At 63.0% G+C, this 8,945-nt stretch carries 9 protein-coding genes; 8 read left to right on the top strand and 1 reads right to left on the bottom strand.

Translation table 11 applies throughout. From position 1 onward, the window contains the following. Positions 1 to 1,678: FAD-dependent oxidoreductase (locus tag ACE1EY_RS02765; protein ID WP_370299404.1), on the bottom strand; the 1,678-nt coding region annotated here is incomplete at its 3' end. 280 nt (positions 1,679 to 1,958) lie between these two features. Here ACE1EY_RS02765 and ACE1EY_RS02760 point away from each other — a divergent pair. The 8 genes from ACE1EY_RS02760 to ACE1EY_RS02725 all read left to right on the top strand — a co-directional run bounded on the left by ACE1EY_RS02760 (position 1,959) and on the right by ACE1EY_RS02725 (position 8,770). Further along, on the top strand, positions 1,959 to 2,345 hold the full coding sequence (locus tag ACE1EY_RS02760) for a hypothetical protein (RefSeq protein ID WP_291514246.1): 387 nt from the start codon (positions 1,959 to 1,961) through the stop codon (positions 2,343 to 2,345). After that, on the top strand, positions 2,342 to 3,133 hold the full coding sequence (locus ACE1EY_RS02755; protein ID WP_291514245.1) for an N-formylglutamate amidohydrolase: 792 nt from the start codon (positions 2,342 to 2,344) through the stop codon (positions 3,131 to 3,133). Before ACE1EY_RS02760 ends, ACE1EY_RS02755 begins: the two co-directional genes overlap by 4 nt. Before the next feature lie 50 nt (positions 3,134 to 3,183). After that, complete coding sequence (locus tag ACE1EY_RS02750) at positions 3,184 to 3,993, top strand: transglutaminase family protein (RefSeq protein WP_291514244.1); 810 nt, start codon at positions 3,184 to 3,186, stop codon at positions 3,991 to 3,993. A 94-nt stretch (positions 3,994 to 4,087) separates the two neighbouring features. Then, the gene (locus ACE1EY_RS02745) at positions 4,088 to 5,317 is read left to right on the top strand and encodes an efflux RND transporter periplasmic adaptor subunit (RefSeq protein WP_291514243.1); all 1,230 of its coding nucleotides are present in this window, start codon (positions 4,088 to 4,090) and stop codon (positions 5,315 to 5,317) included. A gap of 11 nt (positions 5,318 to 5,328) precedes the next feature. Continuing rightward, a complete protein-coding gene (locus ACE1EY_RS02740; RefSeq protein WP_291514242.1) occupies positions 5,329 to 6,024 on the top strand; it encodes an ABC transporter ATP-binding protein in 696 nt (231 codons plus the stop codon). After that, positions 6,021 to 7,169: an FtsX-like permease family protein gene (locus ACE1EY_RS02735; protein ID WP_291514241.1), complete on the top strand. Its 1,149-nt coding sequence runs from the start codon at positions 6,021 to 6,023 to the stop codon at positions 7,167 to 7,169. Before ACE1EY_RS02740 ends, ACE1EY_RS02735 begins: the two co-directional genes overlap by 4 nt. 12 nt (positions 7,170 to 7,181) lie before the next feature. Then, positions 7,182 to 8,360, top strand: a complete 1,179-nt coding sequence (locus ACE1EY_RS02730; protein ID WP_291514240.1) for an ABC transporter permease — start codon at positions 7,182 to 7,184, stop codon at positions 8,358 to 8,360. A gap of 32 nt (positions 8,361 to 8,392) precedes the next feature. Next, positions 8,393 to 8,770, top strand: a complete 378-nt coding sequence (locus tag ACE1EY_RS02725; protein WP_370299403.1) for a transposase — start codon at positions 8,393 to 8,395, stop codon at positions 8,768 to 8,770. The last annotated feature ends 175 nt before the right edge of the window (positions 8,771 to 8,945 follow it).

Here is an 8,945-nt window from a genome sequence, read left to right as displayed (position 1 = left end):
TGACCGCGGCGTACCAGGCCATGTGCGAAGCCGTGTGGGTGAACTGGTACGGCCCGGCCACATCGCCCGCGACGTAGATGTTCGGATACTTGGTGCGCAGAAAGTCATCGGCGACGATGGTGCGATCGGCCTCGATGCCGAGCTCTTCCAGGCCGTAACCGCTAAGCCGTGCCTTGCGGCCGAGGGCCAGCAGGATGCGATCGAAGGGAATCCGCTCTTCGTCACCGGCCGGCGTCTCGACCAGCAGTTGCGGCTGACCATCGACCAGCTCCACGGCCTTGCCCTTGTGGCCTGTGCGCACGCCGATGCCTTCGGCGCGGAAACGCTCGACCACGGCTTCGGACACTTCGGGATCTTCCTTGCCCATGATCCGGTCCGCCATCTCGACCTGGGTCACCTCTGCGCCGAGGCGAGCGAAAGCCTGCGACAGTTCGGAGCCGATCGGCCCGCCGCCCAGCACGACCAGCCGATCAGGGCGTTCGCGCAGGTTCCACACGGTATCGGAGGTCAGATAGTCCACCTGATCCAGGCCTGGAATCGGCGGCACCAGCGGCTCGGCCCCCGCCGCGATGACAATGGCGCGGGTGGTCAGCACGCGGCCATCGACCTCGACGGTCCACGGCGACGTGATTCTGGCCCGGCCCTGGATCACCTCCACGCCCATGCTCTCGTAGCGCTCGGGGGAGTCGTGAGGCTCAATGTCGCGAATCACCTGCTGGACCCGCTCCATGATCTCGGCGAAGTCGAAATCGGCCGATGCCGCGCGCACGCCGAAATCCTGCGAGCGTGAGATGTGCGACAGCAGCTTGGCCGAACGCAGCACCGCCTTCGACGGCACGCAACCATAGTTCAGGCAATCGCCGCCCATCTTGTGCTGTTCGATCAGCGTGACCTTGGCCCGCGTCACGGCGCCGATGTAGGCGCTCACCAGACCGGCCGCCCCGCCACCGATCACGACGAGGTTGCGGTCGAAGGACTTCGGTTTGTCCCAGCCCTTGTAGACCCGCTTCGCCTTGATCACGTCCATGACCTTCTTGGCGATGAGCGGGAAGATGCCCAGCAGCACGAAGGAGCCGATCAGCCCCGGCGAGGCGATATCGCCCAGACTGGAAACCTGGGACAACTGAGTCCCCGCATTCACGAAGACAACCGTGCCGAACAACATGCCCGCCCAGCTCACGACAGCGAAGGTCGCCGTCTTGATCGGCGTGAGTCCCATCGCGAGATTGATCACGAAAAACGGGAACGCCGGCACCAGACGCAGCCCGAACAGGTAAAAGGCGCCGTCGCGCTCCACACCGCGATTAATCGCTTCCAGCCGCTTGCCGTATTTGGCCTGCACCGTGTCGCGCAACAGAAACCGCGCAATCAGAAAGGCCAGCGTGGCTCCGGTCGTCGATGCGATTGACGCCAGGACTGTGCCCACGAGCAGACCAAAAATCGCCCCGGAGGCCAGCGTTAATATCACCGCACCCGGCAGTGACAAGGCGGTAACCGCCACGTAGATGGCGACGAACCCAAGCGCCGTGCCCACCGGATTGGCCTCGTAGAAGCCGGTGATCGCCGCCTGCTGGTCCTTGATGTAATCAAGCGAAAAATAGCGACCGAGGTCAAACGCAAAAAATGCGACGACCGCGGCGACTATCACGAACAACAGGACGAAACGGGATCGGGTCATAGTTTTCTCGCAGTCACGGGATTTGTCGCATCAGACCCGGTCTTGCCGGGCGACTTGTCACACACCGGTAGAGACGCCGAGTCTATCCCACGCCATGTTGCGGCCGGATGCCCGCACCGGGCATGACCATCGCGCGAAACGAAGGCGGTTCGGCAGTTATCAACTAAACGGCGCATACTGCGGACAGGGCACAGGCTTCACGTGCCACGTTCCTAACGGACGCCTCCAGCATTGCATCCTGGCTGCCGCTTCGTGCCGCCCGACATGCCAGGAGGTCTTCATGACCGCTCGCCTCACGATGATGACCACCGTTTTCGCTGACGGGGGCCGGATGACCCGATTCGGTGATTTTGTCGTCTGCCGACTTTCCACCGGATCGTTCACTGTCACGTCGCTGGAATTCCAGCCAATCCGCATGTGGGCGCACGCGAAATTGTCCACCGGCAATGTAGTTCGCGACCGCGCGCTGTTCGTCGACCGCTTTCAAACGCTCCTGGCCCGCAAAGGCAGCGGCATCGCCACACGCGGAAATCGTGAAGCCTTGAAAAGGCTCGCCCGCGGTCTCCAGCAAATGGGTATCGCCATGGGTGAGTGGTCCGTCCCACACGACCTTAACGCCTGCGATATGCCACCCCGGCGCCGGCCCGCCGTCGAGCCATCAGCATGACCGCCATCGACGTGCGCCTGCCGACCCTGTTGGCAGACACCGACGCGCCACCCACAACCGTGATTCGGCCCGAGGGCCGGTCGGATTTTCTGCTGGTCTGCGACCACGCAAGCCGTCAGATCCCACCCAGTCTGAACGAACTCGGCCTCACCGAGGTGGAGCAGCGCAGCCACATCGCCTGGGACATCGGCGCGGGCGCCGTGGTCAGGCAGCTCGCCGACCGCCTGGATGCGACGGCGGTCACTCAGAACTACTCGCGCCTGGTGATCGACTGCAACCGTCCGCTGGACGCCCCGGATTCCATCCGCACCCGAAGCGAGCGCGGTCCGATCGCGGCCAACACGGGATTGAACCAGCAGGAGCGAGAGGCGCGTCAGCGCGAAATCTTCTTGCCGTATCACGAGGCCATTCGTTCGATTCTGGATGAGCGCGCACAGGCGGGGCGCACGATGCAGCTCGTGGCGATCCACAGTTTCACACCCGTTATGGATCGCGTTGCCAGGCCTTGGCACGTGGGCCTGATGGCGCGTCACCACACCGCGCTGGCCGAAACATTCGCCAGGCTGCTGCGCCGCGACCGCCGGCTCCATGTCGGGATGAACGAGCCCTATGCCATCGACGACGACATGGACTACACGCTGCCGATCCACGGCGAGCAACGCGGCATCGCCCATGTCGGGATCGAAATCCGTCAGGACCTGATCGGCGACGCGGACGGCCAGGCCACCTGGGCCGGACGGCTGGCCAACCTGTTCGGACATGCGCTGAACGCCGCCGAGCATCGCTAAGCGCGCGAACGCCCCCGCCCCTGAGCCCTGCCCCCAACCATCGAGGCCACATGATCCAGATCCGAGTCGGATACGAACTGACCTACCAGTTCCCGCAACCCACCCCGCTCATCGTGACGCTGAACATCCACCACAGCCGCGCCTCCGACCTGCTTCGGGTGGATCATCTGATCACGCGACCGTCGACTGCCATGGCGGCCTACCGTGACGGGTTCGGAAACTGGTGTACGCGTCTGGTGGCGCCTGCCGGGCAGCTCACGCTAACCGCGGATGCCCTGGTACAAGACACCGGCTTGCTCGAAACGCCGGTGCCCGACGCGCGACAACACGATGTTCAGATTCTCCCGGCCGAGGCCTTGGTGTTCCTGCTGGGCAGCCGATACTGCGAAACCGATTGCCTGTCTGACATCGCCTGGCAGCTCTTTTCGGGCACCCCGCCCGGCTGGGCGCGCGTGCAAGCGATCTGCGATTTTGTGCACCAGCACATCACCTTCGGCTACGAATATGCCGACGCGACCAAAACCGCGCTGCAGGCGTACCAGTCCGGTACCGGCGTCTGTCGCGACTATGCCCATCTCGCAATCGCGCTTTGCCGCTGCATGAACATTCCGGCTCGCTACTGCACGGGCTACCTGGGCGATATCGGCGTTCCGCCGCCGCACGGCCCGATGGATTTTGCTGGCTGGTTCGAGGCTTATCTGGGCGACGCGTGGCACACGTTCGATGCACGCAACAACGAGCCACGCATTGGACGCATTCTCATCGCACGCGGTCGCGACGCCGCAGATGTCGCGATCAGCACGACATTCGGAGCCAACGAGCTGGAACATTTCAAGGTGTGGGCAGAGGAAATCGTTTGACCAGCCAGACTTGAGGGAATTTCGGCACACCCAACGGATGCCGGATTCCGCTGCATAATGTGTGCAGATTCCGGGGAGAGGCGGCTCGTTCGTCATGAGCGACAAGTCCGAACTATTGGCGTCACTGAAGATCGAGCGAGAGCCGCCATCGCGCGCGGACCGCTCCGGCGCCTATCGATGGACCATGGCCGGTGCCGCGTTGATCGTCGTCGTGGCCGCGGCATGGCTATTGATAAGCGATCGGCATGACGCGGTCACGATTCGTTCGGCGACCGCGGTGCCGGCATCGACCGGGCTGAATACCGGCGCCTCCGTGCTCGATGCCTCCGGTTACGTGGTTGCCCGCCGCAGTGCCACCGTGTCGGCAAAGATCACCGGCAAGGTCACAGAAGTGATGATCGAGGAAGGCCAGCGTGTGAAGGCCGGCGACATCATCGCCACCCTGGAAGACACCAACGAGAACGCCCAGTTGGCCCTGGCGCAAGCCCAGCTAGGCGTTGCACGCAGCGAGCTGGCGCAGCTGCAGGTGCGCCTGGAAGACGCCCGAAGAATCGACCGCCGCAACCAGGAGCTTGCCTCGCAAGGCCTGGTCAGCAATGCGCTGCGTGATAGCGCGCGTGCCGACGCCGAAGCGCTCGCCGCACAACTTGCCGCGGCCGGGAAAAATGTCATCGTCGCCGAGCGCAGCGTCGATGTGCGCCAACGCCAGCTGGACGAAACCGTCGTGCGCGCCCCGTTTGGCGGCATCGTCACCGTCAAGGCCGCGCAGGTCGGCGAAATCGTGTCGCCGCTGTCCGCCGGCGGTGGTTTCACGCGTACCGGCATCGGCACCATTGTCGACATGGATTCGCTGGAAATCGAAGTCGATGTCAACGAGAACTTCATCAATCGCGTCAGCGCCGATCAACGAGCCTCGGCAAAGCTGAACGCCTATCCGGACTGGACGATTCCGGCCCGTGTCATTGCCATCATTCCGACGGCCGACCGCAGCAAGGCCACGATCAAGGTCCGGGTGGCGATCCTGGAAAGCGATCCGCGTGTGCTGCCGGAGATGGGTGTACGCGTCGCCTTTCTGGGCGACGAAGCGCCCGAGCAGGATTCGCTGGACGGCGTGTTCATTCCGCGTACGGCGGTCACCGATGACGCGGGCGCCGCCATCGTCTACCTGGTTCGGGGCAACACGGTGGAACGGCGCGCCGTGACCACAGGCTTGACGCGCGGCGACCGGGTGCAGATCGTGGCGGGACTGGCCCCGGGGGATCAGGTGGCGACGAGCCCGCTGGACGAACTCGCGGACGGTGTCACCGTCCAGACAGGCGAATAGGGAGCGAAACCATGAGCGAAACCTTGGTCAGCCTGCGTGGCGTGACAAAGTCATACACACGCGGCAAGGAAACCGTCCAGGTTCTGGAGGCGTTGGATCTGGAGATCGCGGCCGGCGACTTCCTGGCATTGATGGGGCCGAGCGGCTCCGGCAAGACAACCCTGCTCAATCTGATCGGCGGGCTCGACCAGCCCAGTGGCGGCGAGATTGCGGTCAATGGCGAGCGAATCGACCGGCTGTCCTCCGGCAAGCTCGCCAAGTGGCGCGCTGATCACGTCGGGTTCGTATTCCAGTTCTACAACCTGCTGCCGGTGCTCTCGGCGCAGCGCAATGTGGAGCTACCCCTGCTGCTGACCAAGTTGTCCGCAAGCAAGCGCAAGGAGCACGCGCAAATCGCTCTGGACATTGTCGGGCTCAAGGACCGCGCGAAGCACAAGCCGAACGAGTTGTCCGGCGGACAGGCTCAGCGCGTCGCAATCGCCCGCGCCCTGGTTGGCGACCCGGCGCTGCTGGTTTGCGACGAACCCACGGGCGATCTGGACCGCAAGACAGCCGACGAAATCCTCACCCTGCTGCAGGAGCTGAATCGCAGCCACGGCAAGACCATCATCATGGTCACACATGATCCCAAGGCCGCCGAGTACGCAACCCATACGCTACATCTGGACAAGGGGCGTCTGGTCGAATCCGCAGAGACCGCGGGATGAAGTTCTTCCCGCTGATCTGGGCATCGTTGTGGCGCAAGAAGGCGCGCACGCTGCTGACGCTGCTGTCCATCGTGGTCGCATTCCTGCTGTTCGGCATGCTGCAGGGCGTGAACAGCGCCATCAATCGCGGCGTGGAGCTCGCGAATGTTGATCGGCTGATCACGATCAACAAGCTATCGCTCACCGAGCCGCTGCCGATCTCCTACCTAAACCAGATCAACGCCGTGTCCGGCGTGGAGGGCGTCGCCTATGCGACCTGGTTCGGCTCGTACTACCAGGAGCCGCAGCAGTTCGTGTTCGGTTCACCCGTTGACCCGGAGCTCTACCTGCCGCTGGTACCGGAGCTGCAGATCGCCGACGAGTCCGTACGCAAGCTGACACAAACCCGCACCGGCGCGGTCGTCGGCCAGGCGCTAATGGCCAAATACGACTGGTCGGTTGGCGATCGCATCCCGATTCAGTCCTCGATCTGGACCAAGGCCGCTGACGGTACATCAAACTGGGAATTCGACATCGTCGGCACCTACACCGTGCCCAGCGATGCCAATCAGGAGCAGGGCTTCCTGTTCAACCATAGCTATTTCGACGAAGCCCGCGCCTTCGGCAACGGCACGGTGGGCTGGTATCTGATTAAGGTCAGCGACCCGGGCCGCGCCGCCGAAGTCGCACGAGCCGTGGACGCGCTATTCGCCAACTCGTCGGCCGAGACCAAGACGCAGAGCGAAAAGGAATTCTCCCAGTCGTTCATCAAACAGTTCGGCGACATCAATTTCATCGTCACGGCGATTCTCGGCGCAGTGTTTTTCACCCTGCTGTTCCTGACCGGGAACACGATGATGCAGTCCGTGCGGGAGCGCGTACCGGAACTCGCCGTACTCAAGACCCTGGGTTTCTCGGACACCACGGTCACGGTGTTTGTCGTCATCGAATCATTGCTGCTTTGCCTGTTTGCGGCGGTGCTCGGCCTGGGCCTGTCCTCGCTGATGTTTCCGGCCATGAAGGGCGTGATCGGTCAGGCGACCCTACCGGCGGATGTCGTGCTATCGGGCTTGATCGCCGCAGTGCTGCTGGCCCTGGTGATCGCGCTTATCCCCGCGCTGCGCACGATGCGGCTGTCCATTGTCGACGCGCTGGCCGGACGGTAGAGGAACCAACCCATGCTCAAGCAAACCCTGGCCGTCACCGGCATGAACCTGAAGGCCCTGCCCCAGCGGCTGGGCACCTCGTCCGTCATCATCGTCGGCATCGCGGGCGTGGTCGCGGTGCTGGTGTCGGTGCTGGCAATGGTCGTCGGCTTTCGCGCCACCATGGAGAACACCGGCCGCGACGACCGTGCGCTGGTGTTACGCGGCGGCTCTCAGGCCGAGATCAACAGCAGCCTGTCCCGCGAGGACGCGCAGACCATCCTCGACACCGCCGGCCTGCGGCGCGATGCGCAGGGCGAGGCGATTGCCTGCCCGGAGGTCGTCGTCATCATCAGCATGAAAACGCTGGCCGATGCCTCTGACGCCAATGTCACGCTGCGTGGCACCTGCGACAAGCTGGCAGCCCTGCGCCCCGAATTCAAACTGGTCGCCGGTCGCATGTACGCGCCTGCGGTACGTGAGCTCATCGTCGGACAATCCGCCGCCCAACAGTTCGACAATCTGGCGATTGGCGATGAAATCGAATTCCGTGATTCGTCCTGGACCGTGGTCGGGCACTTCTCCACAGGCGGCGACAACCATGAATCGGAACTGCTGGCCGACAACGAAACCGTGCTGTCCGCCTACCGGCGCAACGGCTATCAATCGCTCACCGCGATGCTGGAATCCCCTGCGCAGTTCACCGCGTTCAAGGATGCGTTGACGACCAATCCGACACTCAAGGTCGATGCGCGCACCGAACCACAGTACTACGCGCAACAATCCGAGCAGCTCACCAAGGTTCTGAACTTTCTCGCCTATTTCGTTGGCGGCATCATGGCCATCGGCGCGATGTTCGGGGCGCTCAACACCATGTACACAGCAGTATCGTCACGGTCGGTGGAGATCGCGACCCTACGCGCGCTGGGCTTTTCCAGCATGCCGGTGGTGATGTCGGTCATCGTCGAAGCGGTGGTATTGGCCCTCATCGGCGGCCTGATCGGCTCGGCCCTGGCCTGGCTGTTCTTCAACGGCAACGCCGTATCAACGCTAGGCGGCAATTTCAGTCAGGTCGTGTTCCGGCTCACCGTGAGCGGCGGCCTGATCGTCACCGGCATCACCTGGGCCTGCGCCATCGGCCTGATCGGCGGCCTGTTTCCCGCCATCCGCGCAGCGCGCCTGCCCATCGCGGAGGCGCTGAGGGCACACTGATCACGGAATCAGTCCGTTAGCCATCGGTATCGATGTTGGACGTAAAATCTGCCTGTGCGCTGGCATCCTCGTTCGCGAGCATAAACTGGGGTCAAAACTCAGGCCGGCTCAACACCGACCGGGGCAGCACCTACTCATCCCAGCGCTATCGCGATCTGCTACAAGCCAACGGTATGCAATCAAGCATGAGCCGCAAGAAGGATTGCTGGGATAACGCGGTCGCTGAGAGCTTCTTCAGCACCGTGAAAAACGAGCTAGTGTGGGGCAACAACTACGCTGATCGGCAACAGGCCAGATCAGCCATATTCGAATTCATCGAGGTCTTTTACAATCGCCAACGGCTGCACGAAACGCTCGGCTATCGGACACCGCTCCAAGTCGACCAAGCCGCAGCAGTCAGAGTCGGTTAGTTTTCGTGTCCGGGAAAGTCAGTACGGTTCAGGCTGCTTGGATTCAAGAATCAAGCGCAACATGATTGAGGTAATCCGCCGTTGCTTGGTCGAAAAGCTCCTGCGGGGTCTGAAAGTCAAAACGTTTTCTTGGCCGGGTATTCAGCAGCCACGCAACGTCGTTCAATCGGACCTG

Origin of the sequence: Abyssibacter sp., from assembly GCF_964229365.1 — a bacterium.
In the GTDB taxonomy this organism is placed as follows: Bacteria; Pseudomonadota; Gammaproteobacteria; order Nevskiales; family OUC007; genus Abyssibacter.
Note: the sequence above shows the minus strand (reverse complement) of the source record. Positions and strands in the feature narration are given on the sequence as shown.